This window comes from Microbacterium sp. F1-18 (genome assembly GCF_052921305.1).
Genome location: NZ_JBREVD010000003.1, coordinates 523156 through 548011, shown reverse-complemented (window position 1 = coordinate 548011; position 24856 = coordinate 523156). Strand labels below are relative to the sequence as shown.

Genomic DNA, 24856 nt, shown 5'->3' with positions numbered 1-24856 from the left:
CGTCGCCCAGCCCTTCGCCCCGCGAACGTCACCCCGGAAAGTCGTAGTCCGCCACGACGGGGGCGTGGTCGCTCCACCGGGTGTCCCACGAGGGCGCGCGTACGACGCGGTAGTCGGTGACCCGCTCCGCCAGCTGCGGGGTGGCGAGGTGGTAGTCGATGCGCCATCCGGTGTCGGTGTCGAAGGCTTTGCCGCGGTTGGACCACCACGTGTACGGCCCGTCGACCTCGCCGGCGAACCGGCGTCCGACATCGACCCACCCGAGACCGGTGCCCCGCCCGCCGTCGACGGTGTCGACTTCGACGCCCGCGGGCGCGGTGAAACGGTCGAAGTAGGCGCGCTCGCGCGGCAGGAAGCCCGCCTTCTTGCGGTTGCCGCGCCAGTTGCGGATGTCGAACTCGCGGTGGCCGACGTTCAGGTCGCCGGTGATGACCGCGAGCTCGCCGAGCTGCGGCATCCGCTCCTCCATCGCGTCGAGGAACGCGTACTTCGCGACCTGCTTCTCGGTGTCGGCCTCGCCGGTGAAGACGTAGGCGCTGACGACGGTGAGGTGCTCGCCCGCGACCTCGATGTCTGCCTCGACCCAGCGTCCCTTGGAGTCGAGGTCGTCGTCGCCGAGCTCGATACGCCACACGTCGAGCGGCTCGCGGGCGGCGATCGCGACGCCCGCACGTCCCTTGGCGAGCGCCTCATCGGAGACGAAGTGCCAGCCGGGCAGGGCGGCGGCGAGGTCGGAGGCCTGCGCGCGGACCTCTTGGAGAGTCAGGATGTCGACGTCGGCGGTCTCGAGCCATTCATGCATGCCCTTGCGGGCGGCGGCGCGGATGCCGTTGACGTTGACGGAGGCGATACGAAGACGGCGTGACACGTCTGCCAGCGTAACCGCGACCTCCGACACCGCTCACCGGGCGGTCGTCTGCTCCGCGTCGAGTCGCCGCAGCAGCTCGCGAGCCCGGTTCACGTCGCGCCGAGCGGGGATGCGCTGCCACCAGCCCGCCTCGGCGAGAGCGTGCTCGGCGTCGCGCAGCTGTGCTTCGGCGACGACGCGCAGCGCCCGCCGCTCGTCCGCGCGGCGCTCCTCCTCGGTCCTGACCTCGAGCGGGATGTCGTCGTCCGCGGCCGACACGGCCACCCACGACGCCGCGACGAGGATGACGATCCCCGCGAGCCGCAGCCAGAGGAGGAATCCGATCAGCACCGAGAACGTCGCCAGGAGCGGGTTGGTGGGGGAGTATACGGCGAGGAAGCCGGCCCCGAGCTGCAGCACGCTCAGCGCGACGCCGCCGAAGATCGATCCGGGGATGATCTTGCGCCAGGGCAGTGCTGTGCCGGTCAGGAACCGGATCAGGGCGGTGAGCGCGGCGGCGTTGATGACGATCGCGACCAGCACCGATGCGAGCCGGCTGAGTACGTCGATCGTGGTCGACTCGTAGGCGACGTCGAACAGGTCGAACAGCTGCCGGACGACGCCGCCGGCCACGAGGCCGAGCGCGGCCCCCAGCACGAGCGCGAGGCCGAACAGCAGGGCCGCGCCGAAGTCGCGCAGCTTCAGGAGCACGTAGTTGCGCGTGTCGAACGGCAGGCCGAAGATGTCGCGCACCGCACGTCGCGTGAAGGTCACGAATCCGATGGCCGTCCACACCGCGACGGCCAGGGCGGCGGTACCGGTGACGGCGAGGAGGCTGCCGCTGTCGCGCGCGATGCTGGCGACGTCTTCGGGGGAGACGGGACCGTCGTGCGAGATCAGCCCCGGGATGTAGCTGTTGACGACCCCGATGAGGGCGTCGATGGCCATGCGCGACCCGCCGAGCCATAGCCCCACCACGGCGAACGCCGTGTAGAGGGTGGCGAAGAGCGCGAAGAGCGACTGGTAGCTGATGCTCGCCGCGAGGAGGAACCCGTTGTGGCGGAGGAAGTGCCGCCAGACCCGGATGGGGAACCAGCCGAGCGTGCGACGCGTGATGGTCGTCGCACGCTCGAGAGGCTGATCGAGGCGTTCGCGCAATCGGGACGAGTCCCACCGCTCGCGCAGCGCATCTGTCGCCGAGGGGTCGGGTTCCACGTCGTCGAATGTACCGGCAGCGTCGGTGTCAGCTGATCGAGCGCGAGGCCCGGCCGGCTCAACGACCGCGCAGAACCGCCTGCTTGACCTCGGCGATCGCCTTCGTGACCTCGATGCCGCGCGGGCATGCCTCGGTGCAGTTGAAGGTCGTGCGGCACCGCCACACGCCCTCCTTGTCATTGAGGATATCGAGGCGGACGTCGCCGGCATCGTCGCGCGAGTCGAAGATGAAGCGGTGCGCGTTGACGATCGCGGCCGGCCCGAAGTACTGACCGTCGGTCCAGAACACGGGGCACGACGAGGTGCACGCGGCGCACAGGATGCACTTCGTGGTGTCGTCGAAGATCTCGCGGTCGGCGATCGACTGGATGCGCTCCTTGCCGGCCTCGGGCTTCGAGTTGGCGATCAGGAACGGCTGCACCTCGCGGTAGGAGGCGAAGAACGGCTCCATGTCGACGACGAGGTCCTTCTCCAGGGGCAGGCCCTTGATCGCCTCGACGTAGATCGGCTGCGAGATGTCGAGGTCCTTGATCAGCGTCTTGCATGCCAGGCGGTTGCGGCCGTTGATCCGCATCGCGTCGGAGCCGCAGATGCCGTGGGCGCACGAGCGGCGGAAGGTCAGCGACCCGTCGACGTCCCACTTGATCTTGTGCAGGGCGTCGAGGACGCGGTCGGTCGAGTAGAGCTCGACGTCGTAGTCGACCCACCTCGGCTCGCTGTCGACCTCGGGGTCGAAGCGCCGGATGATGAAGGTGACCAGGAACGACTGGATGCCGGTGTCGTTCGCCGCCTCGGCAGGGGCCGTGGCATCGGTCTCGACGATCGTCATCAGTACTTCCTCTCCAGCGGCGGGTACCGCAGTTCGCCGGCCTCGTTCTTGGTGAACACGACGGGCTTCCAATCGAGCCGGATGTGGTCTTCGGGGTGCGACGAGTGGGGGTCGCCCGACAGGTAGGCCATCGTGTGCTTCATGTAGTTCTCGTCGTCGCGCGTCGGGAAGTCGTCGCGCATGTGTCCGCCGCGGCTCTCCTTGCGGTTGCGCGCGGCGACGACGACGACCTCGGCGATGTCGAGCAGGAAGCCCAGCTCGACCGCTTCGAGCAGGTCGGTGTTGAACCGCTTGCCCTTGTCGTCGACGTGGATGTTGTTGAACCGCTCGCGCAGGTCGGCGATGACGTCCATGACGTGCAGGAGCGACTCCTCGGTGCGGAACACCTGGGCGCCCTTGTCCATCTCGTCCTGGAGCGTCTTGCGCAGGACCGCGATCCGCTCGGTGCCGGGGTTGTTGCGCACGCCTTCGATCAGCTCGCGCACCTCCTTGGCGGGATCGGCGGGCAGCGGGACGAAGTCGGCGGTCTTGACATACTCGACGGCGTTGCGGCCGGCCCGCTTGCCGAAGACGTTGATGTCGAGCAGCGAGTTCGTGCCGAGACGGTTCGAGCCGTGCACCGAGACGCACGCGCACTCGCCGGCGGCGTAGAGGCCCGGAACCACGGTGGTGTTGTCGGCGAGGACCTCGGCCTTGACGTTCGTGGGGATGCCGCCCATCGCGTAGTGCGCCGTGGGCATGACCGGCACGGGCTCGACGACCGGGTCGACGCCGAGGTAGGTGCGGGCGAACTCGGTGATGTCGGGGAGCTTGGTCTCGAGGACCTCAGCCCCCAGGTGCGTGCAGTCGAGCAGCACGTAGTCGCGGTGCGGGCCCGCCCCGCGGCCCTCGGCGACCTCCTGCTGCATGCATCGCGAGACGATGTCGCGGGGAGCGAGGTCCTTGATGGTGGGCGCATAGCGCTCCATGAACCGCTCGCCCGACGCGTTGCGGAGGATCGCGCCCTCGCCGCGCGCGCCTTCGGTGAGGAGGATGCCGAGACCGGCGAGGCCGGTCGGGTGGAACTGGAAGAACTCCATGTCCTCCAGCGGCAGGCCCTTGCGCCACACGATGCCGACGCCGTCGCCCGTGAGGGTGTGGGCGTTCGAGGTCGTCTTGTAGATCTTGCCGAAACCGCCGGTGGCGAAGATGACCGCCTTCGAGTGGAAGACGTGCAGATCGCCCGTGGCCAGGTCGTACGCGACGACGCCGGCGGTCTGGGTCGAGCCGTCGGGGGCGGTGACGGTGATGAGGTCGAGCACGTAGTACTCGTTGAAGAAGTTGATGCCGAGCTTGACGCAGTTCTGGAACAGCGTCTGCAGGATCATGTGGCCCGTGCGGTCGGCGGCGTAGCAGGCGCGGCGGACCGGCGACTTGCCGTGGTCGGCGGTGTGGCCGCCGAACCGGCGCTGGTCGATCTTGCCGTCGGGTGTGCGGTTGAAGGGGAGGCCCATGTTCTCGAGGTCGATGACCGCGTCGATGGCCTCCTTCGCGAGGATCTCCGCCGCGTCCTGGTCGACGAGGTAGTCGCCGCCCTTGACGGTGTCGAAGGTGTGCCACTCCCAGGAGTCCTCTTCGACGTTGGCGAGTGCCGCCGCCATGCCGCCCTGCGCCGCACCGGTGTGCGAGCGGGTCGGGTACAGCTTCGAGATCACCGCGGTACGGGCACCCGGACCGGCCTCGATCGCCGCCCGCATGCCGGCGCCGCCGGCGCCGACGATGACGATGTCGAACTGGTGGTAGTGGATGCCGTCCTTGACGACGACCTCTTCGGTCTGGGTGCTCACGGGGCGAGCCTTTCGTTGCTGTGATTCACGTCGTCGGAGCGCAGGGTCAGCCCTGGCAGGTCTCCCAGAGCATGCTGTCCGCCGTCACTCCGAGGCAGGGGTCGAAGGTGAACACGACCAGGGTGCCGAGCAGGATCAGCAGTCCGGCGGAGAGCCAGATGGCCCACACCAGAACCTTGCGCGCCGTGGCACCGGTGACGTAGTCGTTCACGATCGTGCGCATGCCGTTCGCGCCGTGGATCAGCGCGAGCCACAGCATGAGGACGTCCCACCACTGCCAGAACGGGCTGGCGAACTTTCCGGCGACGAACGCGAAATCGATTCCCTTGATGCCCTCACCGAGCATCAGGTTGACGAAGAGGTGACCGAAGATCAGGACCACCAGGAGCACGCCGGATGCGCGCATGTAGACCCAGCCCCACTTCTCGAGGTTGGCGCCCTTCTTGCGGACCTGCGGGCTGCGGGGAGCGGCAAGGGTGTCGGCGGTCATCAGTGACCCCCTCCAATCTCGGAGAGAACGATCGGCACGTGGCGGGCTGCGAAGCCGACGATCGTGACGGCCCAGACCGCCAGCACGCCCCACCACAGCTGGCGCTGGTGGCGCGTGGCCCAAGGCCACAAGTCGACCGCGATGATGCGCAGGCCGTTGAAGGCGTGGTACACGATCGCGGCGACGAGGGCGACCTCGCCGAGACCCATGATCGGGTTCTTGTACGTGCCGATGACGGCGTCGTAGGCCTCGGGCGACACGCGGATCAGCGCGGTGTCGAGCACGTGGACCAAGAGGAAGAAGAAGATGGCCACGCCGGTGATGCGGTGAAGCACCCACGACCACATGCCCTCGTTGCCGCGGTACAGCGTGCCGCGCGGGGTCTTTGATGTGGTCTGGGCTACCGACGGTGTGACGCGTGCTGGTGCAGACACGGTCGTCCTCCCTGGATCGAACACGGTTCGTGGGGGCGATCGATGCCCCGGTGGGGTGGTTGACCCCCGGCGTCACATGGGCGCACAACGATTCTAGGCCGGGAAAATGACGCGGGGCGACGAAGGGCACCCTAAAGAAAGGGGGTTCTTGCGCCGGGAGCCGCACCGGCGCCCGGGTACGCTCGGAGCATGGTCGACGAGATCCCGGACTTCTACGCCGTCATCCCCGCGGGAGGGGTGGGCAGCAGGCTGTGGCCGCTGTCGCGCGCCGACGCCCCGAAGTTCCTGCATGACCTGACCGGATCGGGCCATTCGCTGCTGCGCGACACGTGGGATCGGCTCGCGCCGCTCTCGGGCCCCGATCGCATCGCCGTGGTCACCGGCCGTGCTCACCGCGCCGCGGTCGAGGCTCAGCTTCCCGGCATCCCCGACAAGAACGTCTTCCTGGAGTCGGAGCCGCGCGACTCGGCCGCAGCCATCGGTCTCGCGGCGGCGATCCTGCACCGGCGGCACCCTGACGTCATCATCGGCTCGTTCGCGGCCGACCACGTCATCCGCGGCAGCCGGGTGTTCGAGTTCGCGGTCCGCGACGCGGTCGAGGTCGCCCGCGAGGGCTACATCTGCACCATCGGCATCACCCCCTCCGAGCCGGCGGTCGGATTCGGGTACATCAAGCGCGGCGGCGAGCTCATCGTCGAGGGCGCCCGCGACGCCTCTCTCGTCGAGCGCTTCGTCGAGAAGCCCGACCTCGAGACCGCACGCGCCTATGTCTCCGATCGGTCGTACCTCTGGAACGCGGGCATGTTCATCTCGCGCGCCGACGTGCTGCTCGCCGAGATCGAGGCCAACAGCCCCGAGCTGCACGCCGGACTGCTCGAACTGGCCGAAGCGTGGGACGACCGCGACCGTCGCGGCCCCGCCGTCGACCGCATCTGGCCGCGACTGAAGAAGATCGCGATCGACTACGTCGTCGCCGAGCCCGCAGCAGAGAAGGGCAAGCTCGCCGTCGTCCCGGGTCACTTCGACTGGGATGACGTCGGCGACTTCGCGAGCCTGGCCAAGCTCAACTCGAACGGGCGCAAGAACGATCTCGCCATCCTGGGCGAGAACGCCCGCATCCTCTCCGACGCCGCCAGCGGCATCGTCGTGAGCCACACGTCGCGCGTCATCAGCCTCATCGGCGTCAAGGACATCGTCGTGGTCGACACCCCGGACGCGCTGCTGGTCACCACGAGCGAGAACGCCCAGCGCGTCAAGCACGTCGTCGACGCCCTCAAGCTGACGGGCCGCGGCGACGTTCTGTGACGCGCACATTGCGTCTTTGTAACCATTCGCGAGGCGGGGTGCGTCCGAGGTGCAACCCGGACGAAACAGTAGGTAACTTCATTCCAGCCGCCGCGAAGTCCGCGGCGCCTTCAATGTGGAGGCTGCATTGACACTCTCGACCCCTCAGAAGCTCGTCGGCATCACAGCTGCCGCGGGCCTTCTCGTCGCCCTCGCCGGTTGCGGAGCCGCACCCGATGAGGCCGGCGGATCCGCCGCACCCGAGGCGGGCTCGGACTTCACCCCCTGTCTCGTCTCCGACGAGGGCGGCTGGAACGACCGTTCGTTCAACCAGTCGGCCAAGGAAGGCATGGACCGCGCGGCCAAGGAGCTCGGCGTGGAATCGATCGAGGTCGAATCCACCACGGAGAACGACTACGCGCCCAACCTCGAGACGCTCGTCTCGGAGGGCTGCGACCTGATCGTCGCCGTCGGCTACAAGCTCGCTCCGGCCACCGTCGCGTCGGCCACGGCGAACCCCGACATCGACTACGCGATCATCGACGACTACGCCGACACCGACTTCGACGGCACGACCGACGCGCCCAACATCAAGCCGCTGGTGTTCAACACCGCTGAGGCCGCCTACCTCGGCGGCTACGCGGCGGCTTCGTGGTCGGCTGACGCCGGTGTGAACAAGGTCGGCACCTTCGGTGGCGACAAGTTCAACTCGGTCACGGTCTTCATGGACGGCTTCCAGCTGGGTGTGGAGAAGTACAACGAGGACAAGGGCGCGAACGTCGGCGTCGTCGGCTGGGACATCACCGCCCAGGACGGCAACTTCACGGGCGGCTTCACCGCCAACGACACCGCCAAGCAGGTCGCTCAGGGCATCCTCGACCAGGGTGTCGACGTGATCCTGCCCGTCGGCGGCCCGATCTACCAGAGCGCCGCGCAGGCGATCCGCGAGGGTGGCAGCGACGTCGTCATGCTCGGCGTCGACAGCGACCTCGCCGTCTCCGACGACACGGTCGCCGACCTGACGCTCGTGTCGATCCAGAAGGCGATCGACGTCGCCGTCTACGACGCCACCGTTGCTGCCCAGAGCGGCGACTTCACGACCGACCCCTACGTCGGCACGCTGAAGAACGAGGGCGTGAAGCTGTCGAGCTTCCACGACTTCGAGTCGCGTCTGCCGGCCGGTCTCGCCGACGAGCTGACCGCCCTCCAGGAGTCGATCGTCGCCGGTGACATCACCGTGGACTCGCCGAACTCCCCGTGAGTTCATGAGTCGTCGGGGCCGGGGGACGAAAGTTCCCCGGCCCCGACCGCTGTCCACCCACCCTCCGTCGCATAGATTGGCCGACATGAAGCTCGAACTCCGGGGCATCACCAAGCGCTTCGGCACCCTGGTCGCCAACGACCACATCGACCTCGTCGTCCGGCCGGGCGAGATCCACGCTCTCCTCGGGGAGAACGGCGCCGGCAAGTCGACTCTCATGAACGTCCTCTACGGCCTGTACCAGGCCGATGAGGGCCACATCCTCCTCGACGACGTCGTCCAGGACTTCCGCGGACCCGGCGACGCCATGGGCGCGGGCATCGGCATGGTGCACCAGCACTTCATGCTGGTCCCGGTCTTCACCGTCGCCGAGAACGTCATGCTCGGTCACGAGAACACCAAGGGTCTCGGGGTGCTCGACCTCGCCGCCGCCCGCGCGCACGTGCGCGCCGTGGCCGACCGCTTCGGCTTCCAGATCGACCCCGACGCCGTCGTCGGCGATCTGCCGGTCGGCGTGCAGCAGCGCGTCGAGATCATCAAGGCGCTCTCGCGCGAGGCCAAGGTCCTCGTCTTCGACGAGCCCACCGCCGTGCTCACTCCGCAGGAGACCGACGAGCTCATGGCGATCATGCGTCAGCTGCGTGACGAGGGCACCTCGATCGTCTTCATCACCCACAAGCTCCGTGAGGTCCGCGAAGTCGCGGACCGCATCACCGTCATCCGCCTGGGCAAGGTCGTCGGCGAAGCCTCGCCGACGGCGAGCAACGCCGAGCTGGCAGCGCTCATGGTCGGCCGCCCGGTCGAGATGGTCGTCGCCAAGGGGGCACCGAACGTGGGGGAGGGCGGTCTCGTCCTCGACGGCATCCGCGTCGTCACGCCGTCGGGAATCGTCGTCGTCGACGACGTCGACCTGCAGGTGCGTTCGGGTGAGGTCGTCGCCGTCGCCGGCGTCCAGGGCAACGGTCAGACCGAGATCGTCGAGGCGATCCTCGGGCTCCTGCCGATCGACCACGGTTCGATCCGCCTCGACGGCGACGAGCTCGGCGGACGCAGTGTCCGCGCGATCCTCGACCGCGGCGTCGGGTTCGTGCCCGAGGACCGCAAGGAGGACGGCCTCGTCGGAGCGTTCTCCGTGCAGGAGAACCTCATCCTCGACCGTTCGGACGACCGCGCCTTCAGCCGCGCGGGCACGATCGACCGCCGGGCGCTCGAAGCGTTCGCCCGCGAGCGCATCACCGAGTACGACATCCGCACCCAGGGCCCCGACACCCCGGTCGGCACCCTGTCGGGCGGCAACCAGCAGAAAGTCGTCATCGCCCGCGAGATGGCCCGGCCGCTGCGACTGCTCGTCGCGGCCCAGCCCACACGCGGCGTCGACGTCGGCAGCATCGAATTCATCCACAAGCGCATCATCGAGGCCCGTGACTCCGGCGTCGCCGTCCTCGTCGTCTCGACCGAGCTCGACGAGGTGGTCGCCCTGGCCGACCGCATCGCGGTGATGTACCGCGGTCGCATCGTCGGCGTGGTTCCGGCGACGACGCCGCGCGACGTGCTCGGTCTGATGATGGCCGGCGAGGTTCCCGAGGAGTCAGCAGCATGACCACCCCCACGCCCGGTCCCGGGCCCGACCTTCCCGTCGAGCCCGCGGACTCGCAGCTGCCCCCTGTCGGCGGCCCCCTGACGGGCAAGCCCGAGGTGGCCCCGCCGCCGACGACGAACCGCGTCATCACCGAGGTGATGCGCAGCAGCGCCGTCATCACGGTGCTCGCCATCGTGCTCGCGCTCATCGTCGGCGGCATCATGATGGCCGTCACGGACGAGCGGGTGGCTGCGGCGTCCGGCTACTTCTTCGCTCGCCCGGGTGACACCCTGGCCGCGATCTGGCAGTCGGTCTCGGGCGGCTACGACGCCCTGTTCCGCGGCGCCGTGTTCAACACGCGCGTCGACGACTTCGCGACGCAGATCCGTCCGCTCACGAATACGCTCGGCTTCGCGGCTCCGCTGATCGCCGCCGGACTCGGCGTCGCGCTGGCGTTCCGCGCAGGTCTGTTCAACATCGGCGGCCGCGGCCAGATCCTCATCGGGGCCGCTTTCGCCGCCCTCGTGACGTTCAACCTCGATCTGCCCATGTTCATCCACCTGCCGCTGACGCTGATCGCCGGCATCGTGGGCGGCGCCCTGTGGGGCGGGCTCGTCGGACTGCTGAAGGCGCGCACCGGCGCGCACGAGGTGATCCTCACGATCATGCTCAACTACATCGCCTACTACCTCGTCAGCTGGATGGTGCGGACCCCCTCGCTGCTGCAGCAGACGGGCACGACGCAGTCGATCTCGCTGCGAACGCCGGAGTCCGCCCAGTTCCCCGAGCTGCTCGGCCCGCAGTACCCGCTGCTCGACTGGGGCTTCATCGTCGTCATCATCGCGACGGTCGTCGTGTGGTGGGTCATCGAGCGATCCAGCCTCGGCCTGCGGCTGCGCGCCGTGGGCGAGAACCCGCACGCCGCACGCGCCGCCGGCATCTCGGTCGAGCGCATGTACGTCTATGCGATGCTCTTCGCCGGCGGGCTCGCGGGCCTCGCCGCCATGAACCAGGTTCAGGGTCAGGTCACCACCGGTTTCACCGCTTCGATCGACGCCGGCATCGGTTTCGACGCGATCACCGTCGCTCTGCTCGGACGCTCGCGTCCGTGGGGCGTCTTCGCCGCCGGCATCCTGCTCGGCGCACTCAAGGCGGGCAGCTTCACGATGCAGGGCTCGGAGGGGATCCCCGTCGAGATCGTGCTCGTGGTGCAGGCGCTCATCGTTCTGTTCATCGCGGCTCCGCCGCTCGTGCGGACGATCTTCTTCCTTCCCAAGACCGATGCTGAGAAGCGCGCGTCGGGCCGCACGAAGAACTCGTCGCGCCGCGCCGCTGTGAAGGCGGGTGCCTGATGGCAACGACCGATCTGACCTCCGCCGCCGCTGCTCCCGTCGCGGTGAAGGTCCGCCACCTCAAGCCGGCCATCGCCCTGGGCGTCGCCACGCTGCTGCTGGCGATGCTGTTCGCCCTCGTCCCGCGCGGCGGTACGAGCACGTTCCGCCTCGCCGACGGCGGCTCGACGATCCCGATCCCGGACGTCGCGCTCCCGACCGGGCCGACCAGTTGGACGCTGCTCGCGCTCATGGCCGTCATCACGGCGGTCGCGACGTGGGACGCGTTCGCCTACCGCCGCCCCCGCACGTGGCTGATCGCTGTGGCAGGGTTCGTCGGCGTGTTCGCCTTCCTCGTCTGGGCAGCTGCCGAGGGGCTCGTTCCCGTCATCGGTCTGCTGTTCGGCGCCGTGTCGCTGTCGGTCCCGCTCATCTTCGGTGCCCTCGGCGGCGTCATCGGTGAACGTGTCGGCGTCGTCAACGTCGCCATCGAGGGTCAGTTCCTGCTCGGCGCCTTCGGCGCGGTGCTCGTGGGCAGCATGACCGGCAACCCGTTCATCGGACTGATCGCCGCCATGGTCGGCGGCGTCCTGGTGAGCCTCGTCCTCGCGGTCTTCTCGATCCGCTACCTCGTCGATCAGGTGATCGTCGGTGTCGTGCTGAACGTGCTCGTGACCGGCCTCACCGGATTCCTCTTCGGTGCGCTCCTCGCGCCGAACGAGGCGACGCTCAACCGTGCGACGACGTTCCAGCGCCTGCCGATCCCGCTGCTCAGCGACATCCCCGTGATCGGGCCCGTGCTGTTCAACCAGACGTTCATCGTGTACCTGATGTACGTCACCGTCGGTCTCGTCGCCTGGGGCCTCTACCGCACCCGGTGGGGTCTGCGGCTGCGGGCCGTCGGCGAGCACCCGCAGGCCGCGGACACCGTCGGCATCAAGGTCAACCCGACCCGGTTCTGGAACGTCAGCCTCGCCGGTGCGATCGCCGGCGCCGGAGGTGCGTACTTCACCCTGGTGTCGGTGCCGACCTTCACCAAGGAGATGACCGCGGGCCTGGGCTTCATCGCCCTCGCCGCCGTCATCTTCGGACGCTGGGACCCGATCCGCGCGACTCTGGCGGCGCTGCTGTTCGGGTTCGCGACGAACCTGCAGAATCTGCTGACGGTGCTGCGGACGCCGATCCCCAGCGAGTTCATGCTCATGCTCCCGTACCTTGTGACGATCCTCGCGGTCGCCGGGTTCGCGGGGCACATCCGTGGGCCGGCAGCCGCCGGCAAGCCGTACATCAAGGGGTGACCTCTGCTGTGACAGACATCGATTGGGACGAGCTGCGCGCCGTCGCGACGGAAGCCATGACGCGTGCGTACGCACCGTACTCGCGCTACCGGGTGGGCGCGGCCGCGCTCGTCAGCGACGGACGCATCGTCTCGGGATGCAACGTCGAGAACGCGTCGTACGGCGTCGGGCTGTGCGCCGAGTGCGCCCTCGTCGGCGACCTGCACATGTCGGGCGGCGGACAGCTCGTCGCCTTCGTGTGCGTCAACAACGACGGGCAGACGATCATGCCGTGCGGTCGGTGCCGCCAGCTGCTGAACGAATTCGCCCTGCCCGGAATGCTGCTCGAGACCGTCTCGGGCATCCGCACGATCGACGAGGTGCTGCCCGACGCGTTCGGGCCCCGCGACCTCGAGGAGGCCGCCCGATGAGCGCCGAGTCCACCGCATCCGCTGTCGAGGCGTTCGACGCCGTCGATGTCATCCGCACCAAGCGCGACGGCGGCGCCGTCGCCGAAGACGCCCTCCGCTGGATGATCGATGCCTACACGCGTGAGTACGTCGCCGACTCGCAGATGGCGGCGTTCGCCATGGCGGTGCTGCTCAACGGCATGGAGCGCGACGAGATCCGCGTCATGACCGACGCGATGATCGCCTCGGGCGAGCGCATGAGCTTCGCCGGACTCGGCAAGCGCACGGTCGACAAGCACTCCACCGGCGGTGTCGGCGACAAGATCACCCTGCCCCTCGCGCCGCTCGTCGCCGCCTTCGGTGTCGCCGTGCCGCAGCTGTCGGGCCGTGGCCTCGGACACACGGGCGGCACGCTCGACAAGCTCGAGTCGATCCCCGGGTGGCGTGCGGCGCTGTCGAACGACGAGATGTTCGCTCAGCTGCGCGACGTCGGTGCCGTGATCTGCGCCGCAGGCTCGGGCCTCGCGCCGGCCGACAAGCGGTTGTACGCGCTGCGCGATGTCACCGGCACGGTCGAGGCGATCCCGCTGATCGCGTCGAGCATCATGTCGAAGAAGATCGCCGAGGGTACGGAATCGCTCGTGCTCGATGTGAAGTTCGGCTCCGGCGCCTTCATGAAGGACGTCGACAAGGCGCGCGAGCTCGCCCGCACGATGGTCGCGCTCGGCGCCGACTCGGGCGTTGCGACGACCGCGCTCCTCACCGACATGAACGCACCCCTGGGCCTTGCGATCGGCAACGCGAACGAGGTCCGCGAATCGGTCGAGGTCCTCGCCGGCGGCGGCCCCGCCGACGTCGTCGAGCTCACCGTGGCGCTGGCGCGCGAGATGCTCGCGCTCGCAGGACAGCCCGACGCCGACGTCGAGGCGGCCCTCGCCGACGGCCGGGCGATGGACGTCTGGCGCCGCATGATCCAGGCACAGGGCGGCGACCCGGATGCCGCGCTCCCCGCGCCCCGCGAGACGCACACGGTCACCGCGCCGACCGCCGGCGTGATCTCCCGGCTCGAGGCGCTGCCCTTCGGCATCGCCGCCTGGCGCCTCGGCGCCGGTCGCGCCCGTGCCCAGGACCCGGTCATCCACGCCGCGGGCATCGACCTGCACGTCAAGCCGGGTGACGAGGTGGCTGCCGGTCAGCCGTTGTTCACCCTTCTGGCCGATGATGGTGCGCGGTTCGACCGTGCTCTCGACGCGCTGCACGGCGCGTGGGAGATCGACGACGACGCTCCGCCCGCGGGGCCGCTCGTCCTCGAGCGCATCACAGCCTGAGCTCCGGCATCCGCCCCTCGGATGCCGTCCTTCCTAACCGTCCTACCCGCTCGTTCACACCAGGGAGCCCGCCATGCCGATCGAACAGCACGCCGACGTGAAACTGCAGGGCGTCTCGGTGCGGTCGCTGCCGAAGGTCTCGCTGCATGACCACCTCGACGGCGGCGTGCGTCCCGCCACGATCGTCGAGCTGGCCGACGAGCTCGGAACCGACCTGCCCGAGACCGACGCGGACGACCTCGCCGACTGGTTCGAGGAGCAGAGCGATTCGGGTTCGCTCGTGGACTACATCAAGACCTTCGAGGTCACACTCGGGGTCATGCAGACCCGTGAGGGGCTGCGCCGCATCGCGCGCGAGTTCGTCACCGACCTCGCCGCTGATGGCGTGGTCTACGGCGAGGTGCGCTGGGCGCCCGAGCAGCACCTGCGCGCTGGTCTGTCGCTGCAGGACGCCGTCGACGCCGTGCAGGAGGGCATCGAAGAGGGCGAGGATGCCGCCGAGGCTGCGGGCGACGACATCCGTGTCGGTCAGATCCTGTCGGCGATGCGTCAGGCCGACCGCTCGCTGGAGATCGCCCGTCTGGCGGTCGACAACCGCGGCCGCGGCGTCGCGGGCTTCGACATCGCGGGCCCCGAGGACGGCTTCCTTCCGGCGGGCCACCGCGAGGCGTTCGACTATCTCGCCTCGGAGTTCTTCCCGGTGACCGTGCACGCGGGCGAGGCCGCGGGCCTCGACTCGATCCGTTCGGCGCTCATCGACGGGCGTGCGCTGCGCCTCGGCCACGGTGTGCGCATCGCTTCGGACCTCAACGTCGTCTCACGTGAGGGCGAAGAGGTGCTCGTCCAGTTCGGCGACCTGGCGCGGTGGGTGCGCGACCGCGAGATCCCGCTCGAGCTGGCACCGTCCTCGAACCTGCAGACCGGTGCCATCGCCGGCTGGGGCACGCAGTGGGAGGATCACCCCTTCGATCTGCTGTACCAGCTGGGCTTCTCGGTCACGGTGAACGTCGACAACCGCACCCAGAGCCGGACATCGCTCACGCGTGAGCTCGCGACCCTGGCGCAGACCTTCGACTACGACCTCGACGATCTCCAGGCCTTCCAGCTGAACGCCGCCGCCGGCGCGTTCCTCTCGGTCGAGGAGCGGGAGGAGCTCATCGAGGTCATCGCGGAGGGCTTCGGAGCCTGACCCCGCCCTAACTCCTCAGTTCTGTGCCGGGTCCGCCGAGTTTCTGGGTTCGACCGAGGCTAGGGAGCCCGGTATGAGGAGTTATCGCGTTGGACGGTGGGCGACCACAGCGCGAAGCTGCTGCGCCAGCCGGTCACGGTTGTGGAAGATGTCCTCGGCTAGCGGGCGAATAGTCGTGTACCCCTGGGCTGCGGCTGCGAGATCTCGTCGCCTGTCGCGCTTCTGAGCATCCCAGCCGGAGTGGTGGGCTTCGCTGTCGCATTCGACGATCAGCCAGCCTTCGACGAGGAAGTCGACCCGGCCGACTCCCGGAATGTCGACCTGAGTCTCGAATCGGCATCCGATCGCACGGAGGACGAGGCGGAGGAGTGACTCGGAACCGGATTCTGCTGAGGGGTCGAGGAGGAGCTGTAGCCGGCGGTATCGGCGCGGCAGGCGTGCGAAGATCTCGGCAATGCCCTCAGCGTCGATCATGCGCTGGTGCCATGCGCTGTCGAGCGTGGCGACTGCGGCGCGGGGATCTTGGCAGCGGCACGCCTGCGCCAGCGCGGAGACGAGATCGGCGGTAACCGAGGTCGGCGGGTCGTCATCCGTTCGCCAGTGTCGGACGACACCGTCGGGGGCTTCCGGCAGCCTGCTGGACCCCACGCGGGCGTTGACGTGGAGCGGATGCCGGTCCAGCACGAAGACGCCGACAGCCCTCAGCAGTGAAACGCAGTCCAGCCGGCAGCCCAGCCGCGCCGCCGCGAGGATATCGGGATGGGTCGAGCCGGGCAGATAGCGCCCGCGGCGGACGCGTACGAGTGTTACCTGCGCGAGCGCGCGGTCGACCTCTGAACGGCGGAGACCGAGGTCCGTCGCGCTCTTCCAATCTGTCGGCATCACGTCGGCAGTATGCGAACTCTGTGCCTACCGTGATCGAGGTAAGTGGGGTGCTGAGGACAGCAGACCTCGGGATCAGCTTTGGGGAGGGCCCGCCGCCCGGGCGTCAACTCCTCAGTGTTCCAGCCTCAGTAGGGCCTGCGGCAGTCTCAGGCGCCTCCGATGCCCATATCTGAGGAGTTCGGCCGCCCGGGGCGCCGGGTCAGCGGGGGAGGGATGCCACGAGTGCCGACAGCGCCGCGGTGACCTCGGCCCGCATGTCGGCGGGCGAGATCGAGGGGGTACCGTCGCCGGCCTGGGGGCCGTAGTCGCCGAAGGATGCATGGCTGGCGCCGGCGACCTCGACGAAAGTCGCACCGGCGGGCAGCAGGTGGCGGTTGTCGTCGACCTTCTGCGGTGTGGTCAGGCCGTCGTCCGAGCCCGACAGGCTCAGCACCGGCAGCCCTGATGCCGACAGGTCGGTCGCGCAGTATGACCCGAACAGGACGAGCCCGTCGGCATCCGTCGCCAACTGGCACGCCCGTACGCCGCCGAGCGAGTGCCCGCCAACCAGCCAGGTCTCGACCCCGGGGACGAGGTCTGTGAACGACGAGAGCGGCCGCGGGTCGAAGAATGCGAGGTTGAGCCACGGCCGGGTGATCACCACCGTCACATCGTCGTCGGCCACCACGTCGGCGAGGATCGCCGCGTATGCCTCGGCCTGCACTTTCGCGCCCGGCACGAAGACGAGGCCGACACCCCCCGGTCCCGCGGCGGGTTCGAGCACGAGGCTGCCGTCGGCCTCCGACATCGCGATGCGCGCGTCGGCGCGGACGGCGGCGAGGGGCTCCGCCTCGGCGTCCATGACTCCGACCTGGCTCCAGACGAGGATGCCGACGACGGCGGCCACCAGGATGCCTGCGACTGACAGCAGGCCGACGCGGACGATCCGTCGCGTCCGCAACCGACGGTGCGGGCGTCCGGGCTCGTCACCCGCCGCCCGCACCGCCGCGTCGCTCATCGGGGGTCTGAGCCGATCGCCGACTGGCGCTCGGCGACCGCGCGCTCGACCCGCGCGAAGAGCGGGTGCGAGGGCTCGAGTCCCGTCACCGAGGCCGTGAAGGATGCCGCATCCTCGGCGCGCAGGCGCTGCTGCAGCTCGACGGACTGCGGGTCCTCCGGGTCGTCGAACGCAAGGGCGGCGCCGATCGCCGCGACCAACGCATCCACCGACAGGCCGGCCTCGGCCGCTTCCGCGGCGGGGCCGACGAAGCGCTCGTGCCGGGAGAGCTTGCGGAGGGGCTGGCGTCCCACGCGTCCGACGGTGTCGGGCAGCTCGGGGTTGGCGAAGCGCCGCAGGATCGTGGCGCGGTACTCCGCGAGCTCGCCGGCGTCGAGACCGTGCTTGTGGACGAGGAGCGCCGAGGTCTCTTCGAGCGCGGCCGAGACGCTCGCGGCGATCTCGGGTACGGCGAGGGCTTCGGCCACGGTCGGGGTACCGGCCTGCGCACCGAAGTACGCCGTCGTGGCGTGTCCGGTGTTGACCGTGAAGAGCTTGCGCTCGATGTAGGGCTCGAGGTCGTCGACGAAGTGCGCGCCGGGGATGTTCGGCAGGTCGCCCCCGAACGGGCCGGACTCGATCGCCCACTCGTAGAACGGCTCGACCGTGACGTCGACGCCGGTGCCGGCGGGCTGCGCGGGCACGATGCGGTCGACGGCGGTGTTGGCGAAGATCGCTCGGCCCGAGACGGCCTCCCACGCGTCACCGGCCTGGGCGCGGATCTCGTCGCGCAGCAGGTCGGTGGCACCGATCGCGTTCTCGCACGCCATCACGGCCAGCGGAGCGGCCGCGGGGTCGCGCAGCGCGAGACCGGCGAGGATGTGCGGCGCGATGAACTTCAGAACAGTGGGACCCACCGCGGTCGTGACGACGTCCGCGGTCGCGACGGCATCCGCGACGGCCTGCGGGTCCTCCGCGCTGTTGAGTGCGCGGAAACCGGTGACGGTGCGGTCGACACCGCCCTCGCCGACCTCGTGGACGGTGTACTCGGACGCGGCGTTGATGGCGTCGACCAGGGGACCGGCGACATCGGAGAAGACGAGCTCGTAGCCGCCTTCGTTCAGGAGGAGGCCGACGAAGCCGCGGCCGATGTTGCCGGCTCCGAAGTGGACCGCGGTGCTCACTGGTTCACCGAAGCGAGCAGGGCGTAGAGCTCGTCGGGGGTCTGCGCGGCCTTCAGTCGGGCGACGTCGTCCTCCTCGGAGAAGAGCAGGGCGATCTGCGACAGGATGTCGAGGTGCTCGTCGCCCTTGCCGGCGATGCCGACGACGAACGACACGGGCTCCCCGCCCCAGTCGACGCCGCCGTCGTAGCGGACGAACGACAGCGCCGAGTCGAGGATCGCGTCCTTGGTCTCGTTGGTGCCGTGGGGGATGGCGAGCTCGTTGCCCATGTACGTCGACACGGTCTGCTCCCGCTGCTGCATGGCGTCGAAGTACGCGGAAGTGACGGCACCGGCGGACTCGAGAAGGTCAGCGGCCTCCTTCATCGCCTCTTCGCGGGTAGCGCTTCCGGAGTGGATGCGGATCTGACCGATGTTCAGGACCTCACGTGCCATGTCTGTCTCCTTCGAGTGATGTTGCGGGGGGATGACGCGGGGCCGAGGCGGATGGACCGCCCCGGCCCCGGGTCTGGGTTTCGAGCCTATGCGTCGGCGTCGTGCTGCTTGCGGACCATCTCCACGACCTCGTCGTACTTCGGCGAGTTCATGAAGTTGTCCACCGACACGTGCAGCGCGTCGGGGTTCTGCGCCTTCGCGCGGTCGGTCAGCTGCTGCTGCGTGATGACCAGGTCGGCGGTGCCGTCGAGGTTCGCGATGGCCTTGTTGACGACGGTGACGTCCTCGATGCCGGCCTTCTTCATCTTGTTGCGGAGCACGCTCGCGCCCATCGCCGACGAGCCCATGCCCGCGTCGCACGCGAACACGATCGACTGGATCGGCTTGGTGGCCGTCGCGGTGCCGGTGCCGGTCTCCGCTGCGGCACCGGTGGCGGCGGCGGTGCCCGATGCGCGCAGACCCGACAGGGCCTCCGAGCTCTTGCCCTTGTTCGCCTCGGTGCGTGCGATGGCGTCCTGGAAATTGCCCTCACCGGCGGCCTCGCGAGCGAGGTCGCGCTTGCGGCCCGCGAGCAGGATCGCCGCCGAGACCGCAAAGGTGACACCGGCCGAGATGACGACCGACAGGATGACGCCGAGGTGGCTGCCCGGCGCGGTCTGGATGAGCACCGCGAAGATCGATCCCGGCGAGGCCGCGGCGACCAGGCCGGAGTTGAAGATGGCGTTCGTGGCAACACCACTGGCGCCACCGGCGATGAGCGCGACGATCAGGAGGGGCTTCGCCAGCACGTACGGGAAGTACACCTCGTGGATGCCGCCGAAGAACTGGATGATGAACGCACCCGGTGCGGTACCGCGCGCGATGCCGACCCCGAAGACGGAGATCGCGAGCAGGAGGCCGGCACCCGGGCCGGGGTTGGCCTCGACGAGGAAGAGCAGGCTCTTCCCGGTCTCGAGCGACTCCTGGGTTCCGAGCGGGGTGAACACGCCGTGGTTGATGGCGTTGTTGAGGAACAGCACCTTCGCGGGCTCGACGATGATGCTCGCCAGCGGGATCAGGCCGCGGTCGACGAGGAAGCCGACGGCACCACCGAGCACGTCGGTGACGAACTTCATCACCGGGGCAAGCCAGAAGAAGGCTGCGAGCGCCGCGAAGAATGCGACGAAGCCGGCACTGAAGTTGTCGACGAGCATCTCGAATCCGGCGCGGACCTTGCCCGCCCACAGCTTCTCGATCCACTTGAGAGCCAGAGCGGTCAGGGGACCGGCGACCATCGCGCCGAGGAACATGATGGTGCCCGAGGCGCCCACGATGACGCCCATCGCCGCGACTGCGCCGACGACACCGCCGCGGACGCCGAAGACCATGCGGCCACCGGTGTAGGCGATCAGGGTCGGCAGCAGGTAGGTGATGATGGGACCGACCAGGCCGGTCCACTCGGTGCCGTCAGGGGTGACCCCGCCGCCGAGCATGCGGGAGTCGGCCCACTGCCAGGCTTCGATCGGCCCGTCCTGTCCGACCCATCCCGTGTCGATGAACAGAGCGGTGATCAGACCCCATGCGATGAAGGCCGCGATGTTGGGCATGACCATTCCCGAGAGGAAGGTTCCGAAGCGCTGGACGCGGACCCGGACCCCACCTCCCGCGGATGGTGTTGACGTCGTTGTCATTTCTGGTTCTCCTTCTGGTGCGGTGCAGTGTGTGGTGCGGGTGCTGGTGCTGATCAGATGCCGGCGGCGGTCTGCGCGGCGGCGCGTGCCGAGGCCGCGTCCGTCGCGGTCAGGGCGGCCTCGGCGATGCGACGTGCGTCGTCGAGGGTGTGGGCGAGCAGGGTGGCGCGGACGTCGGCGAGCGCGGTGGGCGCCATCGACAGGCTCGTGGCGCCGAGGCCCACGAGCACGACGGCCAGCAGCGGGTCGGCCGCGGCCTCGCCGCAGATGCCCACGGGCTTGCCGTTGGCCTGGCCCGCCTTGCCGGTCTCGTGGATGAGACGCAGCACGGCCGGGTGCCAGGGGTCCTGGAACGACGACACCGAACCGAGCAGGCGGTCGGCGGCGAGCGTGTACTGCGTCAGGTCATTGGTGCCGATCGAGGCGAAGTCGGCGACCTTGAGCACGTGGTCGGCGAGCAGCGCCGACGACGGCACCTCGACCATGACACCGGCGGTCTTGATGCCGTACTCGCGAGCGATTCCGACGAAGTACTCCGTCTCCTCGACGGTGGAGACCATGGGGGCCATGACCCACAGGTCGGCCTCGGTCGCGGCATCCGCTTCGGCGAGCGCGGTGAGCTGCTCGCGCAGGATGTCCTCGCTGGCGCGGAGGGCGCGGAGCCCGCGGAGCCCGAGCGCCGGGTTCTCCTCGTGCGCGTCGTTGAGGAATGCGAGCGGCTTGTCGGCCCCGGCATCCAGGGCGCGGACGACGACCTTCTGGCCCGGGAACGCCTGCAGCAGCTTCGTGTAGGCCTCGCGCTGCTGCGCGACGGTGGGGGCCTGAGCGGAGCTGAGGAAGAGGAACTCGGTGCGGAAGAGGCCCACGCCCTCGGCGCCGAGCTCGACGGCCTGCGCCGCTCCCTCGGGCTTGCCGAGGTTCGCCAGCAGCGGGATGGCCGTGCCGTCGGCGAGTGCACCGGGGGTGATCGGGGCGGATGCCGCCGACTTCCGCTCGTCGGCGCGGTTCTGGGCCTGCGCGAGCTCGTCGTCGCTCGGGTCGGTCGTGACGACGCCCTTCGCGGCGTCGACGATGACGGTCTCGCCGTCGGAGAGGCTCGCGGCCTCGGTGACGCCGACGACCGCGACGATCGACTTCTCACGGGCCAGGATCGCGGTGTGCGAGGTCGGACCGCCCTCGGAGGTGACCAGCGCGAGGACCATGTCGAGGTCGAGCAGCGCGGTGTCTGCGGGGGCGAGGTCCTTCGCGACGAGCACGAACGGGTGTCCCGGCTCGGGCACGCCCGGGGCGGGGACGCCGCGGAGGTGCGCGATGACGCGCTGCGCGACGTCGTCGAGGTCTGCGGCTCGCTCGCCGAGATAGCCGCCCATCGCCGACAGCTGGTCGCGGAACGAGGCGAAGGCGTCGTAGACGGCGAACTCACCGGTCTTGCCGGCCTGCAGGCGGGTCGCGACCTCGGCCTCGAGGCTCGGGTCCTCGGCCATCATGGCCTGCGCTTCGAGCACGTCGCGGGCGGCTCCGCCCGCCTGTGCGCCGCGCTGTTCGAGTTCACGCGCGACAGCGGCGACGGCATCCTTCACGCGCGCCGTCTCTTCGTCGAGCGAGCGCTCCGACTTCTCGTCCTTCGGAGCGGGAAGCGGCTCCGCCATCCGTGCGATCGGTCCCTGCGCGACTCCCAGGCCGATGCCCACTCCGCGAAGCTCACTCATTGCTCGATCTCCTTCGTATCGTCCGTGTTCGTATCGATGGTCGTTCGTGGTCACTCGTCGTGGTCGGTGGCGAGGAGGTCGGCGAGTTCGTCGAGGACGTTCTCCGCGCTGTCGCCGTCGGCCGTGAGGGTGACGTAATCGCCGTACTCGACGCCGAGCGCGATGACTCCGAGGATGCTCGCCGCGTTCACGGGCGAGCCCGATCCCTTCGAGATCGTGACGTTGGCACCCGACTGCTTAACCGCCTGGGCGAACAGCTTCGCGGGACGGGCGTGGAGCCCGTTGGACGATCCGATGCGGACGGTACGCGATGCCTCGCTCATGAGGAGGTCCTCTCCGTTGAAGGGATGTCGGTGCTGGAACGTGTGGTGGCAGCCGGAGCGGTGATCAGCGCGAGCGTCCGGCTGCCGTCGAGATCTCGGAAGATGTCGGCGGGCATCAGGATGACGCGCGTTCCGCGGGCAGCCGCGGCCTCGGTGATCCGGTCCAGCTTCGGGATGAGCTGGGGGCCGACGAGGACGATGTCCGCCGCGTCGAGATCGATCGGCAGTGACTGCTCGGTTCCGGCGGTGGCGGTGATGTCCAGACCGCGCGCTTGCGCCGCATGGCGCACTCGCTGTGCGACGAAAGTACTCGACGCACCCGCGCCGCATACGACCAGGATCCTCATCGACCCGCCTCCTCCTCTCCCCATTGTTGTGAGCGGCCTGAGAGGCGACAAGGCCTTCCTGCTTCCGCAGGGGCGGAAGGTGAGTCGGGCCATGATGGAATGGGAGCGTGACCAGGAGCCGGCAGGACCGCGTCCTCGCGATTCTCGCGCGAGACGGCGACTGGGTGACGGCAGCCGCGCTCGCCGACGCGATCGGGGTCACGCCGCGCTCCATCCGAAGCTATGTCACGGCGCTCAACGCCCGGGTCCCCGACGGCGCCGTGGTCGAGTCCGGGCCGCAGGGCTATCGTGCGGGGCCGGACAGTGCCGCCGCGGTGCACGTGGGTGACGCGGGCACACCTCGCGACCGGCTGCACCGCCTCGTGCGCGCACTGCTGGATTCCTCCGAGGGGATCGACCTCTTCGAAACCGCGGAGGCCTTCTTCGTCAGCCCCGCCACGATCGACGCCGACCTCGGCCGGGTGCGCGGCCTGCTCGGCGGCACCGAGCTCAGCCTCGAGCGCACGTCGTCGCGGGCGCGCCTGCGCGGCACGGAGATGGCTCAGCGGCGGCTCCTCAGCCGGCTCGCGCACGAAGAGACCGACGACGGATCGTTCGACCTCGACAGTCTTCGTCGCACTCTCGGCGAGCGGTCCGTCGGGGCGGTGGCCTTCGGCCCGTTCAAGGATGATCTCGTCGCCGAGCTCACCGAGCTCGGCTACTTCGTCAACGAGTTCGGCATCGGCGACGTCGTCATGCACATCGCCATCGCCGCCGATCGCATCACTCGAGGTCGGGCGCTCGAAGTGGCCGAGGCCGACGACGCCGCATTCCGCGCGGAGGTCGGCGACATCCTCGATCGCCTCACGCGACGCCACCTCGGGGTCGTCCTGGGCTCAGGCGACCGGCAGCACCTCGCCGCCCTCGTGCTCACACGTGTCGTCGCCCCGGGGGCGACCGAGCCGGCGGCGCTCATCCGCGAGCGCATCGACCCGGATGCCGCGACCGCGGTGCGCGACGTCGTGCGGCGCGCGGCCGCGGAGTTCCTCGTCGACATCGACCAGGAGGACTTCGTGCTGCGCCTGTCGCTGCACGTGCAGAACCTCAAACACCGGGCGCGTGAGCAGGCGTGGTCGCGGAACCCGCTCACCCGGTCGCTGAAGACGACGTATCCGATGATCTTCGAGGTCGCCGTCTACATCGCCGACGCGCTTCGGGGCCTCCTCGGCATCCCTCTCCTCGACGACGAGATCGCCTACATCGCGATGCACGTCGGCGGGCGCCTCGAACGCAGCCGGCTGTCGGCGCAGGCGCTGACGGCGACGATCGTCTGCCCCGGCTACTACGAGCTCCACGAGCTGCTGCGTTCCAGTGTCGACCGGTCGTTGGGGCAGGCACTGGATGTCGTGGGCGTCGAGACGCGCGTCGACCCGGACTGGGCCTCGATCGACACCGACCTCATCCTCTCCACCATCGCGCCTCCCGTGATGAGCGATCGGATCGTCCACATCCAGCCGTTCCTCACCGACGCCGACATCGATCGCGTGCAGACCGCCGCGGCCCGGCTTCGACGCGCTCGCCGCCTCGCGCGCCTGCGCGCCGAGCTCGAGCGCTACTTCGACCCCTCCGCCTTCATCCGCGGGCTCGACGGCGAGGGCGGGGAAGAGGCCTCGATACGCCGACTGGGCTCGCTGCTCGTCGAGCAGGGGGTCATCGACGACGACTACATCGAGCGCACGATCGAGCGCGAGCGGCTGTCGTCCACGGCCTTCACCGACGCGCTCGCCGTGCCGCACGCCATCGGCATGACGGCCACGCGCACGGCCATCTCGCTCGGCATCGCGGATCCCTCGATCGCGTGGGGCGACGGGCGGGTGCAGGTCGTGGCGATGGTGGCGTTCTCCGAATCGGATCGCGCCGCGTTCCAGACCGTCTTCGAGCAGCTGGTCGAGGTTTTCAGCGAGCGCGAGAGCGTGCAGCGGATCGTGCGCCGCGGCACGACCTTCAGCGCCTTCCTCGACGAGCTCGTGGCGGTCGTCGACGGCTGAT

General features: G+C 69.4%; 23 protein-coding genes. 9 read left to right on the top strand and 14 right to left on the bottom strand.

Going from position 1 to position 24856, the window contains the following annotated elements; genetic code table 11:
• Positions 1–28 precede the first annotated feature (28 nt).
• From ACU6RU_RS11290 to sdhC, 6 genes are read right to left on the bottom strand one after another with little or no spacing between them, the layout of a single operon-like run.
• On the bottom strand, positions 29–868 hold the full coding sequence (locus ACU6RU_RS11290; protein WP_446726568.1) for an exodeoxyribonuclease III: 840 nt from the start codon (positions 866–868) through the stop codon (positions 29–31).
• A 33-nt stretch (positions 869–901) separates the two neighbouring features.
• The gene (locus ACU6RU_RS11285; protein WP_289330067.1) at positions 902–2062 is read right to left on the bottom strand and encodes a YihY/virulence factor BrkB family protein; all 1161 of its coding nucleotides are present in this window, start codon (positions 2060–2062) and stop codon (positions 902–904) included.
• Positions 2063–2120: 58 nt separating this feature from the next.
• The gene (locus tag ACU6RU_RS11280; RefSeq protein ID WP_120264651.1) at positions 2121–2891 is read right to left on the bottom strand and encodes a succinate dehydrogenase iron-sulfur subunit; all 771 of its coding nucleotides are present in this window, start codon (positions 2889–2891) and stop codon (positions 2121–2123) included.
• Entirely contained in the window at positions 2891–4717 is a 1827-nt protein-coding gene (gene sdhA, locus ACU6RU_RS11275) for a succinate dehydrogenase flavoprotein subunit (protein ID WP_120264652.1), read from the bottom strand. Before sdhA ends, ACU6RU_RS11280 begins: the two co-directional genes overlap by 1 nt.
• A gap of 46 nt (positions 4718–4763) precedes the next feature.
• Positions 4764–5207, bottom strand: a complete 444-nt coding sequence (locus tag ACU6RU_RS11270) for a succinate dehydrogenase hydrophobic membrane anchor subunit (protein ID WP_023955540.1) — start codon at positions 5205–5207, stop codon at positions 4764–4766.
• Positions 5207–5641, bottom strand: coding sequence for a succinate dehydrogenase, cytochrome b556 subunit (sdhC, locus tag ACU6RU_RS11265; protein ID WP_120264653.1), 435 nt, complete (start codon positions 5639–5641; stop codon positions 5207–5209). Before sdhC ends, ACU6RU_RS11270 begins: the two co-directional genes overlap by 1 nt.
• Before the next feature lie 189 nt (positions 5642–5830).
• On the opposite strand from sdhC, the gene ACU6RU_RS11260 reads away from it, so the two are divergent.
• From ACU6RU_RS11260 to ACU6RU_RS11225, 8 genes are all read left to right on the top strand, one after another.
• Entirely contained in the window at positions 5831–6946 is a 1116-nt protein-coding gene (locus ACU6RU_RS11260; RefSeq protein WP_120264654.1) for a mannose-1-phosphate guanylyltransferase, read from the top strand.
• Positions 6947–7073: 127 nt separating this feature from the next.
• On the top strand, positions 7074–8186 hold the full coding sequence (locus ACU6RU_RS11255; protein WP_120264655.1) for a BMP family lipoprotein: 1113 nt from the start codon (positions 7074–7076) through the stop codon (positions 8184–8186).
• Between the two features lie 85 nt (positions 8187–8271).
• On the top strand, positions 8272–9786 hold the full coding sequence (locus ACU6RU_RS11250; protein WP_289330064.1) for an ABC transporter ATP-binding protein: 1515 nt from the start codon (positions 8272–8274) through the stop codon (positions 9784–9786).
• Complete coding sequence (locus tag ACU6RU_RS11245) at positions 9783–11117, top strand: ABC transporter permease (protein WP_120264657.1); 1335 nt, start codon at positions 9783–9785, stop codon at positions 11115–11117. The genes ACU6RU_RS11250 and ACU6RU_RS11245 overlap by 4 nt, the downstream gene beginning before the upstream one ends.
• Positions 11117–12394, top strand: coding sequence for an ABC transporter permease (locus ACU6RU_RS11240; protein ID WP_120264658.1), 1278 nt, complete (start codon positions 11117–11119; stop codon positions 12392–12394). The genes ACU6RU_RS11245 and ACU6RU_RS11240 overlap by 1 nt, the downstream gene beginning before the upstream one ends.
• An 8-nt stretch (positions 12395–12402) precedes the next feature.
• Complete coding sequence (locus tag ACU6RU_RS11235) at positions 12403–12804, top strand: cytidine deaminase (RefSeq protein ID WP_023955526.1); 402 nt, start codon at positions 12403–12405, stop codon at positions 12802–12804.
• Positions 12801–14111: a thymidine phosphorylase gene (locus ACU6RU_RS11230; protein WP_120264659.1), complete on the top strand. Its 1311-nt coding sequence runs from the start codon at positions 12801–12803 to the stop codon at positions 14109–14111. Before ACU6RU_RS11235 ends, ACU6RU_RS11230 begins: the two co-directional genes overlap by 4 nt.
• Before the next feature lie 73 nt (positions 14112–14184).
• Entirely contained in the window at positions 14185–15300 is a 1116-nt protein-coding gene (locus ACU6RU_RS11225; protein WP_120264660.1) for an adenosine deaminase, read from the top strand.
• Between the two features lie 81 nt (positions 15301–15381).
• On the opposite strand, the gene ACU6RU_RS11220 is transcribed toward ACU6RU_RS11225, so the two are convergent.
• From ACU6RU_RS11220 to ACU6RU_RS11185, 8 genes are all read right to left on the bottom strand, one after another.
• On the bottom strand, positions 15382–16182 hold the full coding sequence (locus ACU6RU_RS11220) for an endonuclease domain-containing protein (protein WP_289331520.1): 801 nt from the start codon (positions 16180–16182) through the stop codon (positions 15382–15384).
• A 202-nt stretch (positions 16183–16384) separates the two neighbouring features.
• Positions 16385–17182: an alpha/beta hydrolase gene (locus tag ACU6RU_RS11215; protein ID WP_446726567.1), complete on the bottom strand. Its 798-nt coding sequence runs from the start codon at positions 17180–17182 to the stop codon at positions 16385–16387.
• Complete coding sequence (locus ACU6RU_RS11210) at positions 17179–18345, bottom strand: mannitol-1-phosphate 5-dehydrogenase (RefSeq protein ID WP_446726566.1); 1167 nt, start codon at positions 18343–18345, stop codon at positions 17179–17181. The genes ACU6RU_RS11215 and ACU6RU_RS11210 overlap by 4 nt, the downstream gene beginning before the upstream one ends.
• Positions 18342–18779 (bottom strand): PTS sugar transporter subunit IIA, encoded by a 438-nt coding sequence (locus tag ACU6RU_RS11205; RefSeq protein WP_023955519.1) that lies wholly within the window; start codon positions 18777–18779, stop codon positions 18342–18344. The genes ACU6RU_RS11210 and ACU6RU_RS11205 overlap by 4 nt, the downstream gene beginning before the upstream one ends.
• A gap of 86 nt (positions 18780–18865) precedes the next feature.
• Entirely contained in the window at positions 18866–20449 is a 1584-nt protein-coding gene (locus ACU6RU_RS11200) for a PTS mannitol transporter subunit IICB (RefSeq protein ID WP_446726565.1), read from the bottom strand.
• A 53-nt stretch (positions 20450–20502) separates the two neighbouring features.
• Positions 20503–22158 (bottom strand): phosphoenolpyruvate--protein phosphotransferase, encoded by a 1656-nt coding sequence (ptsP, locus tag ACU6RU_RS11195; RefSeq protein ID WP_289330059.1) that lies wholly within the window; start codon positions 22156–22158, stop codon positions 20503–20505.
• 50 nt (positions 22159–22208) lie between these two features.
• Positions 22209–22481 carry an HPr family phosphocarrier protein gene (locus tag ACU6RU_RS11190; RefSeq protein ID WP_120264666.1) on the bottom strand — a complete coding sequence of 91 codons (273 nt, stop codon included), beginning with the start codon at positions 22479–22481 and terminating at the stop codon, positions 22209–22211.
• Positions 22478–22828 carry a PTS sugar transporter subunit IIB gene (locus ACU6RU_RS11185; protein ID WP_120264667.1) on the bottom strand — a complete coding sequence of 117 codons (351 nt, stop codon included), beginning with the start codon at positions 22826–22828 and terminating at the stop codon, positions 22478–22480. Before ACU6RU_RS11185 ends, ACU6RU_RS11190 begins: the two co-directional genes overlap by 4 nt.
• Positions 22829–22935: 107 nt before the next feature.
• On the opposite strand from ACU6RU_RS11185, the gene ACU6RU_RS11180 reads away from it, so the two are divergent.
• Positions 22936–24855: a BglG family transcription antiterminator gene (locus tag ACU6RU_RS11180; RefSeq protein ID WP_446726564.1), complete on the top strand. Its 1920-nt coding sequence runs from the start codon at positions 22936–22938 to the stop codon at positions 24853–24855.
• The last annotated feature ends 1 nt before the right edge of the window (position 24856 follow it).

What these genes read in the sequence shown, in the direction of transcription:
- ACU6RU_RS11185 (WP_120264667.1), bottom strand. Translation starts at nt 22,828, where the DNA reads ATGAGGATCCTGGTCGTATGCGGCGCGGGTGCGTCGAGTACTTTCGTC.
- ACU6RU_RS11245 (WP_120264657.1), top strand. Translation starts at nt 9,783, where the DNA reads ATGACCACCCCCACGCCCGGTCCCGGGCCCGACCTTCCCGTCGAGCCC.
- ACU6RU_RS11190 (WP_120264666.1), bottom strand. Translation starts at nt 22,481, where the DNA reads ATGAGCGAGGCATCGCGTACCGTCCGCATCGGATCGTCCAACGGGCTC.
- ACU6RU_RS11205 (WP_023955519.1), bottom strand. Translation starts at nt 18,779, where the DNA reads ATGGCACGTGAGGTCCTGAACATCGGTCAGATCCGCATCCACTCCGGA.
- ptsP (WP_289330059.1), bottom strand. Translation starts at nt 22,158, where the DNA reads ATGAGTGAGCTTCGCGGAGTGGGCATCGGCCTGGGAGTCGCGCAGGGA.
- ACU6RU_RS11230 (WP_120264659.1), top strand. Translation starts at nt 12,801, where the DNA reads ATGAGCGCCGAGTCCACCGCATCCGCTGTCGAGGCGTTCGACGCCGTC.
- ACU6RU_RS11225 (WP_120264660.1), top strand. Translation starts at nt 14,185, where the DNA reads ATGCCGATCGAACAGCACGCCGACGTGAAACTGCAGGGCGTCTCGGTG.
- ACU6RU_RS11215 (WP_446726567.1), bottom strand. Translation starts at nt 17,182, where the DNA reads ATGAGCGACGCGGCGGTGCGGGCGGCGGGTGACGAGCCCGGACGCCCG.
- ACU6RU_RS11260 (WP_120264654.1), top strand. Translation starts at nt 5,831, where the DNA reads ATGGTCGACGAGATCCCGGACTTCTACGCCGTCATCCCCGCGGGAGGG.
- ACU6RU_RS11240 (WP_120264658.1), top strand. Translation starts at nt 11,117, where the DNA reads ATGGCAACGACCGATCTGACCTCCGCCGCCGCTGCTCCCGTCGCGGTG.
- ACU6RU_RS11270 (WP_023955540.1), bottom strand. Translation starts at nt 5,207, where the DNA reads ATGACCGCCGACACCCTTGCCGCTCCCCGCAGCCCGCAGGTCCGCAAG.
- ACU6RU_RS11200 (WP_446726565.1), bottom strand. Translation starts at nt 20,449, where the DNA reads ATGACAACGACGTCAACACCATCCGCGGGAGGTGGGGTCCGGGTCCGC.
- ACU6RU_RS11280 (WP_120264651.1), bottom strand. Translation starts at nt 2,891, where the DNA reads ATGACGATCGTCGAGACCGATGCCACGGCCCCTGCCGAGGCGGCGAAC.
- ACU6RU_RS11250 (WP_289330064.1), top strand. Translation starts at nt 8,272, where the DNA reads ATGAAGCTCGAACTCCGGGGCATCACCAAGCGCTTCGGCACCCTGGTC.
- ACU6RU_RS11220 (WP_289331520.1), bottom strand. Translation starts at nt 16,182, where the DNA reads ATGCCGACAGATTGGAAGAGCGCGACGGACCTCGGTCTCCGCCGTTCA.